Consider the following 17,751-nt stretch of genomic DNA (forward strand, 5'->3'; position numbering starts at 1 on the left):
GCTCGGGCTCACGTGTTGCAGGCGGTCAGGGAATGCTCCTCAGCACTCCACCCAGCTCACTGCCAGGCCGCCCCGTGAAGTCTCTTTGTATTTGTCATGCATGTCGGCGCCGGTATCGCGCATGGTGCGGATCACCCGGTCCAGGGAAATGAAGTGTTTGCCGTCGCCGCGCAGGGCCATTTGCGTGGCATTGATGGCCTTCACCGCCGCGATGGCGTTGCGCTCGATGCACGGCACTTGCACCAGGCCGCCGACCGGATCGCAGGTCAGGCCGAGGTTGTGTTCCAGGCCGATTTCGGCGGCATTTTCCAGTTGCTCGGGCGTGGCGCCGAGCACGTCGGCCAGGCCGGCGGCGGCCATGGCGCAGGCGGAACCGACTTCACCCTGGCAGCCGACTTCGGCACCGGAGATCGACGCGTTTTTCTTGCAGAGAATGCCTACGGCCGCCGCGGCCAAAAAGAAGGCGACCACGTCATCGTCCGACGCGTCCGGGTTGAATTTCATGTAGTAGTGCAACACTGCCGGAATGATCCCTGCTGCGCCGTTGGTCGGTGCCGTGACCATGCGCCCGCCCGCCGCGTTTTCTTCGTTCACGGCGAGGGCGAACAGGTTCACCCACTCCATGGCCGACAGCGTGGAGGTGATGACATTCGGTTTGCCGATTTCCAGCAGGCTGCGGTGCAGTTTCGCCGCGCGGCGCGGAACATTCAGACCACCGGGCAGGATGCCTTCGTGACGCATGCCTTGCTCGACGCACTCACGCATCACCGACCAGATGTGCAGCAAGCCCTGACGGATCTCGGCTTCGCTGCGCCAGGCCAGTTCGTTGGCCATCATCAACTCGGAAACCCGCAAGCCGTGCTGGTTGCAGAGCTTGAGCAATTCGGCGGCGCTGGAGAAATCGTAGGGCAGCACCACATCGCTGGCCGGCGCAATGCCGGACTCGGCTTCCGCCGCTTCGATGATGAAACCGCCGCCGATCGAGTAGTACGTTTGCTCCGACAGCTCACCGGTTTCGCCGAAGGCTGTCAGCGACATGGCGTTGGGGTGGTAGGGCAGACTCTCATCGAGCAGCAGGAGATCGCGTTGCCAGTTGAAGGCAATGGTCTTGTTGCCGGCCAGAGTCAGTTCGCCGGTTTCGCGCAAGGTCTGGATTCGGCTGTCGATGGTGGTCGGATCGATGCTGTCCGGCCATTCGCCCATCAGGCCCATCACGCAGGCGCGGTCGGTCGCGTGGCCGACGCCGGTGGCGGAAAGGGAGCCGTAAAGGCGGATTTCTACCCGACGGACGGCGTCGAGCAAATTCTGGTCAATCAGTGCCTGGGCGAAGGTCGCGGCGGCGCGCATCGGGCCGACGGTGTGGGAACTGGATGGACCGATGCCGACTTTGAAGAGATCGAAAACACTGATAGCCATGCTAAAGCCTATACAAGCAATGGAAGAGAAATCGCTGCCATTTTTGTAGGACAAGCGCAATGTCGGCGATACTGCCGACCTCGGTCCTACATGACCAACGAAACTTCCTAAGACAGCCTTTAGCAGGACTAAACAATGAGTCGCCAATTGCACGCCCAGACTTACGTCTGGCTGCACGTGTTTTCCTGTGCCGCGCGGCACTTGTCCTTCACCCGCTGCGCCGAAGAGCTGCACATCACGCCGGGTGCGGTCAGTCAGCAAATCCGCCAACTGGAAGAGCGGCTGGGCTTTCGCTTGTTTCACCGTCGTGCGCGCGGCGTGGAATTGAGCGCCGAGGGCCAGCGACTGGCCATCACCGTCAACGAGGCTTACGGCAGCATCGATGCGGAATTGCGACGACTGGACGCCGGAATGATCAGCGGAATTCTGCGGGTGCGTTCGATTCCATCGTTCCTGAGCAAGTGGCTGACCCCGCGCCTGCCACGCTTGCAGCAGCGCTTTCCGGACATTCAATTGCGCCTGGTGGCCGAGGACAGCAGCGTGCCGTTGCATGAAGGGGACTTCGACCTGGCGATCGACCTGAATGACGGCAGTTATCCCGGGTTGTTATCCACAACCTTGCTCGACGAGCAGATCTTCCCGGTCTGCGCCCCGAGCCTGCTACGTGGCCGACCGCCGCTGCACGGTCCGGCGGGCCTGGTGCACTTTCCGTTGCTGCACGACATCACCGCCTGGCGCGGCAGTTACGAATACGCGGAATGGGAGTTCTACCTCAATGCCATCGGCTTCGAAGGCGCGGACGTGCGGCGCGGGCATACCTTTAATCGCAATCACCTGACCATCGAAGCGGCGATTGCCGGCATGGGCGTGGCAATTGCGCGGCGCACGTTGCTTAACGATGAACTGGAGCGGGGGACGTTGATTGTGCCGTTCGGGCTGGCGGTGCCCAATCACAAGCGTTACGTGCTGCTCTATGCGCCAGGCGCGCTGAGCCATCCGGGCGTACGTGCGGTGCATGACTGGCTGGTAGAAGAGGCGGGGATTTTCCGCAGTCTGCACCCGCTGGCGGAGCGACAGATGTGAGCAATTGTGACTGAGGAGAGAGGCGACCCAACTCCCGACCTTAACAGCGCTTTTGGTGGTTGTCCGACTTTTTTTGCGAATCCATATTTATCTTTTTTTAGGGGTTGAAATGTTCTTCGCGCAGACCGATTGTGTAAGTAAGAGGTCACGGTGATGACGCCCAAGGGCCAGCCGATGCGCCTCTCGCGAGCTAGCTGAAATAAGGGATGAACTATGCAAATCCAAGTCAACAGTGATAACCATATTCAAAGCAGCATCCGACTGGAGGAGTGGGTACGTACTACCATTGAGAGCACGCTCGAACGTTATGAAGAGGACCTGACACGCGTCGAGGTTCATCTGCGGGACGAGAATGGCGACAAGCCAGGTCCCCATGACATGCGCTGCCAACTGGAAGCGCGGCCAAAAGGCCACCAACCGATTTCTGTCACTCATAAAGCCGACACCCTGGAGCAAGCAATCGACGGTGCGGCGGAAAAACTCGAACATGCGCTTGAGCATCTGTTCGGCAAACTGCGGGGCAAACCACGTGCCGCTTTGGTGCCGTTCGAAAGACCCACTGCCGATGCGCTGCTGGAAGATGAATTTCTCGAGAACGAACAGGCTGCGCAAAACGGCTGAAGCCTGATCCACATTTAACCTTTCCGCTCTCCACCCTTAAAAACGGGCCTGCACATGCAGGCCCGTTTTCGTTTTGCCGATCAATCAACTGATCGTTCCCGAGCCCGCGGATCAGCGGCTCGGCACCCCTCGCATCGCAATCGGACTGTCCGGAACAGTCGATCTCATAGGAACTCTTTTGCGTATGAGAATATTTATCATTAATATTGCGGTCTTGTTGGCCCCATGACTTTCATGCGGCCTCACCTGGTTTCAAGGTCGAACCATGAAAGGCAAAACCCGCACGCTCCCCGTTCCTTATCGATTGGCCGTCACTTCTCGAGTGCTGGCCGCGGTATTGGGCGGCTATATCGTCGCAGCGCTGGCCAGTGTCAGCTTGAGTTCATGGTTGCCGATGGCCCGGGCCGAAGCGGTGGTGACCGGGATGATGAGCTCGTTTCTGGCCTACCTGATCGCGGTGCTCTGGTGTTTTGCCTGTCGCAGTGCCTGGCGAGCCTGGTTCGGATTGATCTTGGCGAGCCTGCTGCTGGCGGCGGTGTCGGGGTTGGCTAATTGGATGGGCCACGCATGAAAGAGGGATTTCGTCAGGCGATGGCCTGGTTGCACACCTGGGCCGGGTTGACCTTCGGCTGGTTGTTGTTCGCGATTTTCCTGACCGGCACGCTCGCCTATTTCAAGGACGAGATCAGTCACTGGATGCAGCCCGAGATACCGGCGCGTGCGGTGACCTCCGAAGCCAGTCTGACGCTGGCGCAAAACTACCTCCAGCAACACGCGGCCGGCGCCTCGCGCTGGTTGATCGACCTGCCGAGTGCCCGGGAACCGGGCCTGTCAGTGCGCTGGCAACAGACCCCGGCCAAGCCCGGCGAGCGCGGGCAATTCACCGAGAAACTGCTCGACGCGCAAACCGGCAGCGAAGTGCAGGGCCGCGAATCGATGGGCGGCGATTTCTTCTATCGCTTCCACTTCCAGCTGCAAATGCCCTATCCGTGGGGCCGCTGGTTGTCGACCATCGCGGCCATGGTGATGTTCATCGGTTTGATCACCGGGATCATCACCCACAAGAAAATCTTCAAGGACTTCTTCACCTTCCGCCCGCGCAAAGGCCAGCGTTCCTGGCTGGACGGGCACAACGCGGTGGGCGTTCTGGTGTTGCCGTTTCACCTGATGATCACCTACAGCAGCCTGGTGATTTTCATGGCGATGGTGATGCCGGCGAGCATCCTGGCTTCGTACAAAGGCGATCCCCGCGCGTTTTACGCGGAGGTATTCCCGGCCTCCGGCACGCCCGAACTGGCCGGCAAACCGGCGGAACTGGCACCGATGGCGCCGTTGCTGGAGCGGGCGCGCGCGCAGTGGTCGGGCGGCCGGGCGGAACGGCTGACGGTGAACAATCCGGGGGATGCGTATGCCTCGATTGTCGTCTCAAGGGATGATGCAGACCGCGTGATTTATGACGCCAGCAGCGCGGTGACCTTCCACGGCGTGACCGGCCAGCAACTCAGCGCCACGCCACAGCAACCGGTGCCGATGGCCATCGCCGGCAGTTTCTATGGCTTGCACATGGGCCATTTCGCGAGCCCCGTGCTGCGCTGGCTGTACTTCATCTGCGGGTTGGCGAGCACGGCGATGATCGGAACCGGTCTGGTGATCTGGCTCGGCAAGCGTCAGCTCAAACATGTGAAAAGCGGCGTAATGCCCTTCGAACTGCGGCTGGTGGAAGTGCTGAACATTGCCAGCATGTCCGGGCTGGTGGTCGCGGTGGCGGCATTTTTCTGGGCCAATCGGTTGCTGCCGGTGGAGATGGCCACCCGGGCGGATTGGGAAGTGAACAGCTTCTTCATCGTCTGGGGCTTGAGCGTGGTTCACGCTGTGTTCCGTTGTGGTCGCGCGGCATGGATCGAGCAATTGGCACTGGCCGCGTTGCTGTTCTGCGGGGTGCCGCTGTTGAACGCGCTGGCCACCCCGTATCACTTGGGCGTGACGCTGGCTCAAGGTGACTGGACGCTCGCCGGGTTCGATCTGACCTGCCTGGTCAGTGGCCTGTTCCTGGCCTGGGCTGCCTGGAAAATGCAGCGCACCGGGCAGACCGTTCACGTCGCCAAAGAACGCGCCCGATTGATCATGCTTGAGCAAAAGGTGAACTGAATGCTGTTGGCCCTGCTGCTCTGCTACGGCGGTTTCACCGCGCTGTGTTTATCAATGGATCGGCATTACGGCGAACTGCTGGGGCGCCAGTCGTCTGCCCGGCGACGCAAAACGTTCAAGCTGGGCGGCTGGTTGCTGCTGGCAGTTTCGTTATGGGCGGCGGTGGCGAAAACCGGTTGGGGGCTCGGGTTGGTGGAGTGGTTTGCGGTGTTGATGCTCAGCGCCTTGATGCTGGTGTTGTTGATACCTTATCGCCCGCGACTGGCCCTGGCGTTGGCTGGGTTGAGCCTGCTTGCCAGTCCCGTCGCCGTGTTGGCGCAGTGATGACCAGCGATCCCCCGGAATCCCGCGACGACGAATATCGCGGCGCCCGTGCGCATTTCCTTCAGGTGTTCCTGTCCCAGCGTTCGCAGATGGAAGCGCTGGTGAGCCGGCGTGTCGGCTGCCGCGCGACCGCCGCCGATCTGGTGCAGGACTTGTTTCTGCGTTTCTGGCGGCGTCCGCTGGTGCAGGTCGAGGAACTCAGCACTTACCTGCTGCGTTGCGCCGGCAACATCGCCATCGACCATTTGCGCAGCGAAGGCACGCGGGTGCGGGTCAACGAAGGCTGGATGCCGGATCAACCGGACAGCCAGGGCAGCGAACCACAAGCGGCGCTGGAGGCGGGCAACGACCTGCGTCACGTCGAAGCGGCGTTGCGCGCATTGCCGGAACGTACCCGGCAAATCTTTCTGCTCAACCGCATCCATGGCCGCAAATACGCGGAGATCGCCAAGGCCATGGGCCTGTCCCAAAGCGCCGTGGAAAAACACATGATGCGCGCCCTCGATGCCTGCAAGGCCAGTTTGCGGGAACCGCCAACGCGCACGCCAGGGAAAGCACCGTGAATCAACTCGACCGCGTCACCCCGACGCCCGCTCAAGAGCAGGCTGCACTCGCCTGGCTGAGCCTGTTGCACGACCAACCGAGCAGCGGCGATCAACTCACTTTCAGCCGCTGGCTCCAGGCCGATCCTGCCCACGCCGAGGCTTATGCCCAGGCGCAAGTGCTGTGGGAGTTGAGCGAAATGCCCGCACGAACCCTGGCCAATGAGGACGCTTTCGCCTTGCAGGGTTACCTCGATGCGATGAACCGATCCCGACGCACCCGCGTGCGGCGCTGGTCTGGCGCGCTGGCCATGGCCGCGTGCCTGGTGCTGATGATCGGCATCGGCGCGGGTTGGCAGCCGATGCGCTGGATCGATGATCTGGGGGCGGACTATGTGTCTGCGCCAGGTGAAATTCGCACCGTGACGCTGGCCGATCAGTCGCAAGTGACGCTGGACGCCGACAGCGCCATTGCCGTGGATTTCAGTGGCGGCGAGCGCCACGTTCAGCTGCGTCGCGGTGCCGGATTCTTCAGCGTGACCCACACGGGCGATCCGTTTGTGGTCGACGCTGAAAAGGGCCAGGCCCGGGTGCTCGGCACTCAGTTCGAAGTACGTTTGCAGCCCCATGGTGCGCAGGTCACGGTCCTGTCAGGACGGGTCGGCGTGACAGCGGACGGGCACGCCGAGCAGCAGATTCTGACCGCTGGCCAGCAAGTGGCGTATGGCGAAGGTTCGGCGCAAAAGCTGCGTGTGGTTGACAGTGAAGCGCAACTGGCCTGGCGTCAGGGTTGGCTCAATTACTACAAGGTCACCCTGGCCGATGTGGTGCAGGATCTGGGGCGTTATTACCCGGGGCGGATTGTGCTGCTCAACGATGAGCTGGCCGCGCGGCGGGTCAGTGGCAGTTTTCCGAGCAAGGATCCGCAGGCGGTGTTGGGTTCGTTGCAGGGCGTTTTGGGGTTTGAGCAGACCAAGGTGATGGGGCATCTGATTATTTTGCGGTGAGGCTGCCGGCCCCATCGCGGGCAAGCCCGCCCCCCTACAGGTTCGCGCGATCCTTGTAGGAGCGAGGCTTGCCCGCGAAGGCGTCAGGCTTAACGCCACATCACCCCGCAAAAAATTATTTTCAAAATTATGATGAGGTAAACCCAACCCCCATCCGTGTAGTGACTGAAACTGCGAGTCATTCGCATCCCGTAGGTTCTACACAGGTCAATGAGCAATGAAGTCCAGGGCAAAACCGGGTTCGGTCAAACAGTGGTTGGGTGCGTCTGCACTGAGTATGTCGGTGTTGGCCTTGCTGCCTTCGAGCGTTGCATCGGCCGCTGAGGCGGGTAATACGCAGCCGCTTACGCCGTTCAGCTTCGCCATCGCGGCCAAACCGCTGCCCCAGGCCTTGAGCGACTTCAGCCGCGTCACCGGTATCAGCGTGGTCTACACCGATGAAGCGCCTTACGGGCTCACCGCCCCGGCGGTCAATGGCAAGTTGAGCGCCGAGCAGGCCCTGCAGCGTTTGCTCAGCGGTTCGGGCCTCACCTTCCGCCGTAGCGATGCTCACACCCTGGTGCTTGAACCGCTGCCCAGCGCCGGCACGTTGAATCTGGGCACCACCACCATCCACTCGGTGGCCGATCAGTCCATGAGCTATCAGCCGCCGCCCACCAGCTCGGTGATGCGCTCGTCGGCCTTGCTCCAGGACATCCCGCAGACCGTCAACGTCATTCCGGCCCAGGTCATTCGCGATCAGGCGCCGCGCAATCTGGATGATGCGCTGGCCAACGTCAGCGGCATCACTCAGGGCAACACGCTGGCGAGCACCCAGGACTCGGTGATGACCCGCGGTTTCGGCGACAACCGCAACGGCTCGATCATGCGCGACGGCATGCCGATCGTGCAGGGCCGCGGCATGAATGCGACCGTGGACCGGGTCGAAGTCCTCAAGGGACCGGCCTCGCTGCTGTACGGCATCCAGGACCCGGGCGGCGTGGTCAACATGGTCAGCAAGAAACCCGAGCTTGAGCAATACAACGCCCTGACACTGCGCGGTTCGACCTACGGCGACGGTAAAAACGGCAGCGGCGGTGGCCTCGACAGCACCGGCGCACTGGGTGATTCCGGCTTTGCATACCGTATGGTGCTGGACCACGAAGACGAAGATTACTGGCGCAACTTCGGCACCCACCGCGACACGCTGGTGGCGCCGTCACTGGCGTGGTTCGGCGAAAGCACCACGCTGTTGTTTTCCTACGAACACCGCGAGTTCCTGACCCCGTTCGACCGCGGCACGGTCATCGATCCGCGCACCAACCATCCGTTGGACATCTCGCGCAATGAACGCCTGGACGAGCCCTTCAACAACATGGAAGGCCGCTCGGACCTTTACCACTTCGAGGCCGATCACGAGCTCAACGACAATTGGAACGCTCATTTCGGCTACAGCTGGAACCGTGAAACCTACGACGCCAGCCAGGTGCGCGTCACCGCCATCGACACCCGACGCGGCACGCTGACCCGCAGTATGGACGGCACTCAAAACGCGATCAGCACCGACCGTTTCACCACCGCCAGCCTCGAAGGCAAGGTGAACGTATTGGGTATGCAACACGACCTGGTGTTCGGCATCGATGACGAATACCGCAAGATCTACCGCGAAGACCTGATCCGCCAGAAAAGCCTGAACACCTTCAGCTACGTCAACCCGGTCTATGGCCGCGAAGTCGCCGGCACCACGGTCAGCCCGGCGGACAGTGCGCAGACCGATGAACTGCGCAGCGATTCGATCTTCCTGCAGGACTCGATCCACCTCACCGATCAATGGATTTTCGTCGCAGGCGCACGCTTCCAGGAATACGACCAATACGCCGGCAAAGGCGTGCCGTTCCAGGCCAACACCGACAGCAACGGTCAGAAATGGGTGCCGCGCGCCGGTCTGGTCTATCGGTTCACCGATGAACTGTCGTTCTACGGCAGCTACACCGAATCGTTCAAACCCAACTCAACCATCGCGCCGTTGAGCGGCAGCAGCACCGTGCTCGACGGCAGCATCGCGCCGGAAGAAGCCAAGTCCTGGGAAATCGGCGCCAAGCTCGACATGCCAGGGCGCGTGACCGGCAACGTCGCGCTGTTCGACATCAAGAAACGCAACGTGCTGGTGGCCAACTCCGAAGGCCCGGTGACGATTTACAGCGCCGCCGGCGAGGTGCGCTCCCGGGGTCTTGAAGTGGATTTGAGCGGCCAGCTCAGCGACCGCTGGAGCCTGATCGGCAGCTATGCCTACACCGATGCCGAGGTCACCGAAGACCCGACCTACAAGGGCAAAAAACTGCAAAACGTCGCGAAGAACAGCGGCTCGCTGTCGGCGGTCTATGACTTCGGCACCATTGTGGGCGGCGATCAACTGCGGGTCGGCGCGGGCGCGCGGTATGTTGGCGAGCGGGCGGGTAACGCGGTCAACGATTTCGACCTGCCGAGCTACACCGTGGCCGATGCGTTCGCGACCTACGACACCAAGGTCGAAGGGCAGAAGGTCAAGTTTCAGCTCAACGTGAAGAACCTGTTTGACCGCACCTACTACACCTCGGCGGCGAGCCGGTTCTTTGTGTCGATGGGGGATTCGCGGCAGATCTCGTTGTCCAGCACACTGGAATTCTGATCGCAGACCGCGTAATCGTTCTTCGCGGGCAAGCCTCGCTCCTACACGTTTTACGTTGTCCTTGTAGGAGCGAGGCTTGCCCGCGAAGACGGCATGACGGGCGCTGCAAATTTCGGGACTAACGCAAAAACGCCTGCCGATACTCCCCAGGTGTCCCGCCCAAAACCTGCCGAAACCGATTGGTGAAATGGCTCGCACTGGCAAAGCCGCACGCCAATGCAATCTCTCCCAAAGGCTGCGATGTCGAACGCAACAACTCCCGCGCCCGGCCCAGTCTGCGCGCCAACACATACTGATGCGGCGGTAAGCCAAAGCTCTCCCGAAACATCCTCGCAAAGTGATACTCCGACAGCGTGCACAACGCCGCCAATTGCCCCAGGCTGATCGCCTCGGCCAACTGATTGTCGATGTACTCCACCAACTGCCGCCGCTGGTGCGCCGCCAATCCGCCTTTTAACCGCAAGCCCTCACGCATCCCGACCTGGCCGAGCAACACGTGGCTGAGCATTTCGTGAGCCAGGCTGCTGGTGAGCAGGCGCTCGCCGGGTTCGTCCCAGCTGAGGGTGAGCATCTGCCGAAAGCGTCGGGCCTGCGCTGGATCGTCAAGGAAAGTGGCTTCGCGCAATTGCAGTTCGCGAGGCTCGCGGTCCAGCAGCGTGACGCAGCCGAGGGCGAATTGTTCGGGGCTGAAATACACATGGGCGAGGCGAATGTCGCCGTTGATCACCCAGCCCGACTGATGCTCGGCCGGCAGGATGCACAGCTTGTCCGGGCCGCCCTTGGTGCCGGGCTGGTCGCGGCGGAACGTGCCGGTGCCGCCAGCGATGTAGCACGACAGTGTGTGGTGGCTCGGCGCTTCGTAATCCTGGGCGTCGTGATGGTTGGTCCACAAGGCTGCAGCCATGCCGTCACCGAGCTCGGCGCTTTGCTCCAGACGAGCATTGGGCGAGCGGTTGAGGGCTTGAAAGACTTGCAGGGTTTCCAGTGTGGGCATGATGGCTTCTCTCCAACGCCTTGCATCCTACTCCGTAGGCCCTGTGCTGCCAGCCTCTGCCACGACAAAAGCGCAAGTTTATGCAAGTGCGCCCACGCTGGTCGCAGGACACTGAGTTCCTATTGAGGAGCCTTAGTCATGAACCTTTCGCTGTATTTATTGACCGTGCTGATCTGGGGCACCACCTGGATTGCCTTGAAATGGCAGTTGGGTGTGGTGGCCATTCCCGTGTCGATCGTTTATCGCTTCGGCCTCGCGGCACTGGTGCTGTTCGTCCTGTTGCTGCTCAGCCGGCGCCTGCAAGTGATGAACCGTCGCGGGCATTTGATCTGTCTGGCACAGGGCTTGTGCCTGTTCTGCATCAATTTCATGTGTTTCCTGACGGCCAGTCAGTGGATTCCCAGCGGGCTGGTCGCCGTGGTGTTTTCCACGGCCACGTTGTGGAACGCGCTCAATGCACGGGTGTTCTTCGGCCAGAAAATCGCCCGCAACGTTTTGATGGGCGGTGCGCTGGGCTTGGCCGGGCTTGGCCTGTTGTTCTGGCCTGAGTTGGCCGGCCACACCGCCAGCCCGGAAACCTTGCTCGGCCTGGGCCTGGCATTGCTCGGCACCCTGTGTTTCTCGGCCGGGAACATGCTCTCGAGCCTGCAACAGAAGGCCGGTTTGAAGCCGTTGACCACTAACGCCTGGGGCATGGCGTATGGCGCCGCGATGTTGTCGGTGTGGTGTCTGGTCAGGGGCATTCCGTTCGACATGGAATGGAACGCGCGTTATATCGGCTCGCTGCTGTACCTGGTGATTCCGGGTTCGGTCATCGGCTTCACCGCGTACTTGACGCTGGTCGGGCGTATGGGCCCGGAGCGAGCGGCCTATTGCACCGTGCTGTTCCCGGTCGTGGCGCTGAATGTCTCGGCGTTTGCCGAAGGCTATCAATGGACCGCGCCAGCATTGGTGGGGCTAGTGTTGGTGATGCTTGGCAACGTACTGGTGTTCCGCAAACCCAAGGCGCCGATAGCGCAAGGCAATGGCAAACTCGCCTGAATACGTCGGGGCCGAGTGCGCTTAGCGCTCGGTCCGGAGTGCGACGAATATCAGCAGCGGAAGTATGAAGTCGACAATATGCCGGGCCCAGTCCTTGGCATTCCAGGTTTGTGATTCGTCCATGTTGAACCATTCAACGCCGATCACTTGCAGGCAAACGTAGTAGACAAATATGGCGATCAATAATCCGATGATTGAAAACTTTTTGGCCTCATGGAATTCCTCGGCCGGCGCATTCCTGTAATGGAAAAGATAATAGGCACCAATCAGGCAGAAGGCCGTATAGATCACTTCAAGTGTAATGATGAACCAATAGATTCGGTGGTGGAGCATGGGTGAGGTGATTGCCCGGTAGTTCAGGTTGATATTTTCCCGGGTGGTGTCCATGCTCAGAATATGACTGACGTACTCATAGTTGGATGCGTAGTCGGTGAAGTTGCTGTACATCACCAGCAGGCCAAAAAAGCTTATATAAGTCATTAGTGCCAGCTTGCTGTATCTGATGATCTTGTCGGTAGTAATACTGTTCAAGGCTAGAGTGCTCCATCACTGTTTTCCGTGGGTCGGATAAGTGATAGTGAGTGTATAGCGCTTGAACTATTTTAGTGGGCTGACTGAATTGCAAGTTATGTAAGGAGCGGGCAGAGACTTTATAAGTCTCTGCCCGTTTTAGTTAGCCTTTCCACACTTGCGGGTTGACCAGGTCTTGCGGGCGCTCGCCCAGCAGTGCGCTACGCAGGTTAGCCAACGCACGGTTGGCCATGGCCTCGCGGGTTTCATGGGTGGCGGAGCCGATGTGCGGCAACGTCACCGCGTTTTTCAGCTGGAACAACGGCGACTCGGCCAATGGTTCTTTCTCGTAGACGTCCAGCCCGGCGCCGCGAATGCGGTTGTTTTGCAGCGCTTCGATCAGGGCGGGCTCATCCACGACCGGGCCGCGCGCGATGTTGACCAGGATGGCGCTCGGCTTCATCAGGGCCAGTTCGCGGTGGCTGATCAAGTGCCGGGTTTTCTCGCTGAGCGGTACCACCAGGCAAACGAAATCGGCTTCGGCCAGCAGTTCGTCAAGGCTGCGAAATTGCGCGCCGAGTTCTTGCTCCAGCTGAGTCTTGCGGCTGTTGCCGCTGTAGAGGATCGGCATGTTGAAGCCCAGTCGCCCGCGACGGGCAATGGCCGCACCGATGTTGCCCATGCCGACGATGCCCAGGGTTTTGCCGTGTACATCGCAGCCAAACAGCGGTGCGCCGACGGTGGCTTGCCATTGTCCGGCCTTGGTCCAGGCATCGAGCTCGGCGACGCGGCGGGCGCTGCTCATGAGCAGGGCGAAGGCCAGGTCGGCGGTGCTTTCGGTGAGGACATCCGGCGTGTTGGTCAGCATGATCCCGCGTTCGTTGAAGTAGGCGACGTCGTAGTTGTCGTAGCCGACGGAGACGCTGGAGACGACTTCGAGTTTGGCGGCGTTTTCCAGTTGTGCGCGGCCAAGTTTGCGGCCGACACCGATCAGGCCGTGGGCGTGGGGCAGCGCTTCGTTGAACTGGGCGTTGATGTCGCCGTTTTTCGGGTTGGGGACGATGACGTCGAAGTCTTGCTGGAGGCGCTCGACCATTTCCGGGGTGACGCGGCTGAAGGCGAGGACGGTCTTTTTCATGGGAGGAGGGCTCGTCGGGGCTTGGTGAATGCCAAGCACGCTAACATTCTTCCCCGTTGTTGCGCGAGTCCGCGGATTGCCCGGGAGTTTCTGTGGGCGCTGGCCTGTCAGCGATGGCGGCCTTCGGGCCGACCATGTTGTGGTTGACCGGGTACATATCCATTCCTGCGGTTACGGCGGCTGGCGGTTTCGCCCTTACGGCGACTCACTTTTTTTTCAAACGCCAAAAAAAAGTAAGCAAAAAAAGGCTCGCCCCAAACGTCCGGCCCCTCGCCTGGGCTCGGCGTTCCTTCGCTCCGGTATCCATCCGGGGACACTGCCCTCCGGTCTGCTTCGCGACGACCTACATGCAGCGTGTTCGACTGCGTCGAACGGCGCTGCGCGCCACTCCCCGGATGAACACCTCCACTCAGCCTCCCGACGGGGCGGGTGGATCAAGATCAAGAGCTGCAGGCGAGCTAACGCTCGGCCTGATGAGTGGTGAGAAGCAGGTGTACGTCGATCTGCTTTATGTGGGAGTGAGCCTGCCCGCGATGGCGGCCTGACAGCCGACCAATTTCTTGCAGATGTACACCAACCCCCTGTGGGAGCTGGCCTGCCAGCGATGGCGTCCTGACAGCCGACCAATATCTTGCAGGTATACGCCGAACCCCTGTGGGAGCTGGCTTGCCAGCGATGGCGGCCTGACAGCCGACCAATCTCTTGCAGATGTACGCCGAACCCTTGTAGGAGTGAGCCTGCTCGCGATGGCGGAGTGTCAGACGACATCAATGCTGGATGTCAGACCGCCATCGCGGGCAAGCCCGGCTCCTACAGGTATTAGCTGTGTGGCGCAGGTTTTGGTACTGCGACGTTATCCAGCATCCGGTTTGCGGCCAGTTCAGCCAGCATGACGATCTGTTGAATGGCCATCGCCTTGTGCCGGTACGGGCCTTCCAGATGGTCCGCGAAGTCGCTCGCCATCACGCTGGCCTGGGCCAATGACTCGCAGGTGTGGGCCAGCAGGTCTTCGTCTTTGATGTCCGGTGCGATCACAAACATGGTGCTGGGTTTGCGGATGGCTGGGGATTTGAGGGCGGCGGGGTTGAGGTAGTGATCCAACGCGCGTTCGGCAGCGTCGTTGAGTTTTTTGGAATCGAGGGATTCGTAAGGGGAAACGTCGTCGGTTTTCGGAGGGTTCGGTGTTTCTTTGATCATAAAAAGTTACTCGAAATGGGATTAATCGAGCTGCCATTTTCGTTTCCAAGCGAAGGGGTGGCAGCCATGCGCGGTTTGGAAAACCGATATCCCATCAAAACCGGCAGACCCGAAGGTCTCCCGCGCACAGCCGCCATAACAAGGAATTGCGGGCAGAAAAAAGCGCCGCAGTATGCCATGTGCTGTGATGGGAATCAGGTTTCCAAGCCTGGCCGCTGATTTTGCAGCGACCCACAAAGCCTACCCATTTCCCGTCTGACCCAACAACCGACAGAACCCGTCGGAAACATTCCCCAAAATCACCGCGTCTGTAGGACCGTGAAATCAGTTCGCCACCCGAGCCGCACCCAGACTCCCACTCAATTCATACGCCACCAATTCCGCCTGATGCGCCGCCAATATCTCCGGCAACGACCCGCGCAAGTACTCGACCCAGGTCTTGATCTTCGCGTCCAGGTACTGGCGCGACGGGTAGATCGCATACAGGTTCAGTTCCTGCGAGCGGTAGTTCGGCATTACTCGCACCAGCGTGCCGTTGCGCAGGCCTTCAATCGCCGCGTACACCGGCAACACACCGACGCCCATGCCGCTGATGATTGCGGTTTTCATCGCGTCAGCCGAGTTCACCAGGAACGGCGAGCTGTTGATGGTGACCATTTCCTGGCCTTCCGGGCCGTCGAAAGTCCATTTCTCCAGCGGGATCACCGGGCTCACCAGGCGCAGGCACGCGTGGTTAAGCAAGTCGCTGGGCTTGTGCGCGCAGCCGTTGGCTTTCACATACGCCGGCGAGGCGCAGACGATGCTGTAGGTGATGCCCAGGCGCTGGGAGACGAACCCTGAGTCCGGCAGTTCGCTGGCGAGCACGATGGACACGTCGTAGCCCTCGTCGAGCAGGTCCGGCACGCGGTTGGCCATGGTCAGGTCGAAGGTCACGTCGGGGTGGGTCTTGCGATAACGGGCGATGGCGTCGATCACGAAGTGCTGACCGATGCCGGTCATGGTGTGCACTTTGAGCTGCCCGGCCGGGCGCGCGTGGGCGTCGCTGGCCTCGGCTTCAGCCTCTTCGACGTAGGCCAGGATCTGCTCGCAACGCAATAGATAGCGTTTGCCGGCCTCGGTCAGGGCGATGCGACGGGTGGTGCGGTTGAGCAGGCGGGTTTGCAGGTGGGCTTCCAGGTTGGAGACCGCGCGCGAGACGTTGGCCGTGGTGGTGTCCAGTTGCACGGCGGCGGCGGTGAAGCTGCCGGCCTCGGCCACGTAACTGAAGGCGCGCATGTTTTGCAAAGTGTCCATGGGGTGCTCTCGGGTGCGATGGCAAATTGTGACACAAGGTTTCAGAGTCTGAGACCCCGACCAAGGGATTATCGCGTTAACGGTAACAAAGATTCACAGGATTCCCAGCTTATCGCCGTACAGGCCGCCCCCTAGAATTGCGCCGGTCATTGTAGGAGCGAGGCTTGCCCGCGAAGGCGGCGTGACAGTCACCAACGATGTCGCCGCCTTCGCGGGCAAGCCTCGCTCCTACAGGACCTCGTACGCCCCTTCTCTCAGGAAATCGCAGCAGTGCCGCGTCGCATCAACAGAGCGCTTCAGACGCTCAGTGTTCTGGCTTTATCCCTGACCCTCGGCGGCTGCATCGGCACCGGAGGAATTGCCCCGCAGGGCAAGGCACTGGAGGCCAATTCACTGGCCACCGACGACGCCATCCAGAGCGCCGCGCAGGACGCTCACTGGCCCACCGCACAATGGTGGCAGGCCTATGGCGACCCGCAATTGAACCGCTGGATCGATCTCGCCGTACAAGGCAGCCCGACCATGGCCATGGCCGCCGCGCGGGTGCGACAGGCCAGGTCCATGGCCGGCATCGCCGAGTCTGCCGAGTCGTTGCAGATTAATGGCGAATCCACCCTCAAGCGCCACAACTGGCCGACCGATCAGTTTTACGGGCCGGGCGAGTTGGCCAACACGACCACCTGGGACAACAACGCTGCACTGGGTTTCAGCTACGCCCTCGACCTTTGGGGCCGCGAAAGCAACGCCACCGAGCGCGCCGTGGACATGGCGCACATGACGGCCGCCGAAGCGCGTCTGGCCCAGCTCGAATTGCAGAACAATATCGTGCGCGCCTACATCGAACTGTCGCTGCACTACGCGCAACGGGACATTGTCGAGGCGACCCTGAAACAGCAGCAGCAAATTCTCGATCTGGCGCAAAAACGCTTGAACGGCGGCATCGGCACCCATTTCGATGTCAGTCAGGCTGAAACGCCGCTGCCGGAAACCCATCGCCAGATCGACGCGCTGGACGAGGAAATCGCCCTGAGCCGTAACCAACTGGCCGCTCTGGCGGGGAAAGGTCCAGGCGAGGGCGCGCAGTTGCAACGGCCCACGCTGTCATTGGCCGCGCCGCTGAAACTGCCGTCGTCATTGCCCGCGCAATTGCTTGGGCAACGCCCGGACGTGGTCGCCCGCCGCTGGCAAGTGGCGGCCCAGGCGCGGGGCATCGATGTCGCCCATGCCGGTTTCTACCCCAACGTCGATCTGGTCGGCAGCCTCGGCTACATGGCCACTGGCGGTGGGGCGATGGAGTTTTTGACCGGCAAGAAACTCAACTACAGCGTCGGCCCGGCGATCTCGTTGCCGATCTTCGACGGCGGGCGCTTGCGTTCGGAGCTGGGCGAAGCCTCGGCCGGGTATGACATCGCCGTGGCCAAGTACAACCAGACGCTGGTCAACGCGCTGAAAAACATCTCCGACCAGTTGATCCGCCGCGAGTCCATGGACAAGCAGCAAACCTTCGCCGCCGAGTCGGTGGCCGCTGCGCAGAAGACTTATGACATCGCGATGGTCGCCTGGCAGCGCGGGCTCACCGACTACCTTAACGTGCTCAATGCCCAAACCTTGTTGTTCAAGCAGCAGCAGGTCCAGCAGCAGGTTCAGGCCGCACGCCTGAGTGCCCACGCCGAATTGGTGACAGCGCTGGGTGGCGGGCTGGGTGCAGGAAATGATGTGCCGAAGGACAGCCAGACCCAGGCACCGAAAACCCCGGCCCTTTTAAAGAGCCTCTCGAATTGAACACGATG

The 17,751-nt window shown here is 61.0% G+C and carries 16 protein-coding genes; 10 read left to right on the plus strand and 6 right to left on the minus strand.

Going from position 1 to position 17,751, the window contains the following annotated elements:
* Nucleotides 1-39: 39 nt before the first annotated feature.
* Nucleotides 40-1,416, minus strand: a complete 1,377-nt coding sequence (locus RHP74_RS05145) for an L-serine ammonia-lyase (RefSeq protein ID WP_077750196.1) — start codon at nucleotides 1,414-1,416, stop codon at nucleotides 40-42.
* 135 nt (nucleotides 1,417-1,551) lie between these two features.
* Between RHP74_RS05145 and RHP74_RS05150 the strand changes: the two genes are divergently transcribed.
* The 8 genes from RHP74_RS05150 (at nucleotide 1,552) to RHP74_RS05185 (ending at nucleotide 9,788) form a co-directional block, all read left to right on the plus strand.
* A complete protein-coding gene (locus RHP74_RS05150; protein WP_010463175.1) occupies nucleotides 1,552-2,499 on the plus strand; it encodes a LysR substrate-binding domain-containing protein in 948 nt (315 codons plus the stop codon).
* Nucleotides 2,500-2,712: 213 nt separating this feature from the next.
* Complete coding sequence (locus RHP74_RS05155) at nucleotides 2,713-3,120, plus strand: HPF/RaiA family ribosome-associated protein (protein ID WP_010463173.1); 408 nt, start codon at nucleotides 2,713-2,715, stop codon at nucleotides 3,118-3,120.
* Nucleotides 3,121-3,385: 265 nt separating this feature from the next.
* Complete coding sequence (locus RHP74_RS05160) at nucleotides 3,386-3,691, plus strand: DUF3649 domain-containing protein (RefSeq protein WP_154503170.1); 306 nt, start codon at nucleotides 3,386-3,388, stop codon at nucleotides 3,689-3,691.
* On the plus strand, nucleotides 3,688-5,268 hold the full coding sequence (locus tag RHP74_RS05165) for a PepSY-associated TM helix domain-containing protein (protein WP_311098156.1): 1,581 nt from the start codon (nucleotides 3,688-3,690) through the stop codon (nucleotides 5,266-5,268). Before RHP74_RS05160 ends, RHP74_RS05165 begins: the two co-directional genes overlap by 4 nt.
* Complete coding sequence (locus RHP74_RS05170; RefSeq protein ID WP_311098158.1) at nucleotides 5,269-5,592, plus strand: DUF3325 domain-containing protein; 324 nt, start codon at nucleotides 5,269-5,271, stop codon at nucleotides 5,590-5,592.
* A complete protein-coding gene (locus tag RHP74_RS05175) occupies nucleotides 5,592-6,155 on the plus strand; it encodes an RNA polymerase sigma factor (RefSeq protein ID WP_010463165.1) in 564 nt (187 codons plus the stop codon). The genes RHP74_RS05170 and RHP74_RS05175 overlap by 1 nt, the downstream gene beginning before the upstream one ends.
* Nucleotides 6,152-7,141: a FecR family protein gene (locus tag RHP74_RS05180; RefSeq protein ID WP_311098160.1), complete on the plus strand. Its 990-nt coding sequence runs from the start codon at nucleotides 6,152-6,154 to the stop codon at nucleotides 7,139-7,141. Before RHP74_RS05175 ends, RHP74_RS05180 begins: the two co-directional genes overlap by 4 nt.
* 217 nt (nucleotides 7,142-7,358) lie before the next feature.
* A complete protein-coding gene (locus RHP74_RS05185) occupies nucleotides 7,359-9,788 on the plus strand; it encodes a TonB-dependent receptor (protein ID WP_311098162.1) in 2,430 nt (809 codons plus the stop codon).
* A gap of 118 nt (nucleotides 9,789-9,906) precedes the next feature.
* Here the strand turns inward: RHP74_RS05185 and RHP74_RS05190 are convergent, their stop codons facing one another.
* A complete protein-coding gene (locus tag RHP74_RS05190) occupies nucleotides 9,907-10,782 on the minus strand; it encodes an AraC family transcriptional regulator (RefSeq protein WP_311098164.1) in 876 nt (291 codons plus the stop codon).
* A 138-nt stretch (nucleotides 10,783-10,920) separates the two neighbouring features.
* Here RHP74_RS05190 and RHP74_RS05195 point away from each other — a divergent pair, with 138 nt between their 5' ends.
* Entirely contained in the window at nucleotides 10,921-11,823 is a 903-nt protein-coding gene (locus RHP74_RS05195; RefSeq protein ID WP_200667763.1) for a DMT family transporter, read from the plus strand.
* 21 nt (nucleotides 11,824-11,844) lie between these two features.
* On the opposite strand, the gene RHP74_RS05200 is transcribed toward RHP74_RS05195, so the two are convergent.
* The 4 genes from RHP74_RS05200 to RHP74_RS05215 all read right to left on the minus strand — a co-directional run bounded on the left by RHP74_RS05200 (nucleotide 11,845) and on the right by RHP74_RS05215 (nucleotide 15,961).
* The gene (locus RHP74_RS05200) at nucleotides 11,845-12,354 is read right to left on the minus strand and encodes a DUF2165 family protein (protein ID WP_010463155.1); all 510 of its coding nucleotides are present in this window, start codon (nucleotides 12,352-12,354) and stop codon (nucleotides 11,845-11,847) included.
* Between the two features lie 142 nt (nucleotides 12,355-12,496).
* A complete protein-coding gene (locus RHP74_RS05205; protein WP_145306917.1) occupies nucleotides 12,497-13,471 on the minus strand; it encodes a D-glycerate dehydrogenase in 975 nt (324 codons plus the stop codon).
* A gap of 819 nt (nucleotides 13,472-14,290) precedes the next feature.
* Entirely contained in the window at nucleotides 14,291-14,668 is a 378-nt protein-coding gene (locus RHP74_RS05210) for a DUF6124 family protein (RefSeq protein WP_311098167.1), read from the minus strand.
* Between the two features lie 324 nt (nucleotides 14,669-14,992).
* A complete protein-coding gene (locus RHP74_RS05215; protein ID WP_145306911.1) occupies nucleotides 14,993-15,961 on the minus strand; it encodes a LysR family transcriptional regulator in 969 nt (322 codons plus the stop codon).
* A 270-nt stretch (nucleotides 15,962-16,231) separates the two neighbouring features.
* Between RHP74_RS05215 and RHP74_RS05220 the strand changes: the two genes are divergently transcribed.
* Nucleotides 16,232-17,743: an efflux transporter outer membrane subunit gene (locus RHP74_RS05220; protein ID WP_010463146.1), complete on the plus strand. Its 1,512-nt coding sequence runs from the start codon at nucleotides 16,232-16,234 to the stop codon at nucleotides 17,741-17,743.
* Nucleotides 17,744-17,751 lie beyond the last annotated feature (8 nt).

This window comes from Pseudomonas sp. SG20052 (genome assembly GCF_031766055.1).
Taxonomy (GTDB): Bacteria; Pseudomonadota; Gammaproteobacteria; order Pseudomonadales; family Pseudomonadaceae; genus Aquipseudomonas; species Aquipseudomonas mandelii.

What these genes read in the sequence shown, in the direction of transcription:
- RHP74_RS05145 (WP_077750196.1), bottom strand. Translation starts at nt 1,416, where the DNA reads ATGGCTATCAGTGTTTTCGATCTCTTCAAAGTCGGCATCGGTCCATCC.
- RHP74_RS05150 (WP_010463175.1), top strand. Translation starts at nt 1,552, where the DNA reads ATGAGTCGCCAATTGCACGCCCAGACTTACGTCTGGCTGCACGTGTTT.
- RHP74_RS05155 (WP_010463173.1), top strand. Translation starts at nt 2,713, where the DNA reads ATGCAAATCCAAGTCAACAGTGATAACCATATTCAAAGCAGCATCCGA.
- RHP74_RS05160 (WP_154503170.1), top strand. Translation starts at nt 3,386, where the DNA reads ATGAAAGGCAAAACCCGCACGCTCCCCGTTCCTTATCGATTGGCCGTC.
- RHP74_RS05165 (WP_311098156.1), top strand. Translation starts at nt 3,688, where the DNA reads ATGAAAGAGGGATTTCGTCAGGCGATGGCCTGGTTGCACACCTGGGCC.
- RHP74_RS05170 (WP_311098158.1), top strand. Translation starts at nt 5,269, where the DNA reads ATGCTGTTGGCCCTGCTGCTCTGCTACGGCGGTTTCACCGCGCTGTGT.
- RHP74_RS05175 (WP_010463165.1), top strand. Translation starts at nt 5,592, where the DNA reads ATGACCAGCGATCCCCCGGAATCCCGCGACGACGAATATCGCGGCGCC.
- RHP74_RS05185 (WP_311098162.1), top strand. Translation starts at nt 7,359, where the DNA reads ATGAAGTCCAGGGCAAAACCGGGTTCGGTCAAACAGTGGTTGGGTGCG.
- RHP74_RS05190 (WP_311098164.1), bottom strand. Translation starts at nt 10,782, where the DNA reads ATGCCCACACTGGAAACCCTGCAAGTCTTTCAAGCCCTCAACCGCTCG.
- RHP74_RS05195 (WP_200667763.1), top strand. Translation starts at nt 10,921, where the DNA reads ATGAACCTTTCGCTGTATTTATTGACCGTGCTGATCTGGGGCACCACC.
- RHP74_RS05205 (WP_145306917.1), bottom strand. Translation starts at nt 13,471, where the DNA reads ATGAAAAAGACCGTCCTCGCCTTCAGCCGCGTCACCCCGGAAATGGTC.
- RHP74_RS05210 (WP_311098167.1), bottom strand. Translation starts at nt 14,668, where the DNA reads ATGATCAAAGAAACACCGAACCCTCCGAAAACCGACGACGTTTCCCCT.
- RHP74_RS05215 (WP_145306911.1), bottom strand. Translation starts at nt 15,961, where the DNA reads ATGGACACTTTGCAAAACATGCGCGCCTTCAGTTACGTGGCCGAGGCC.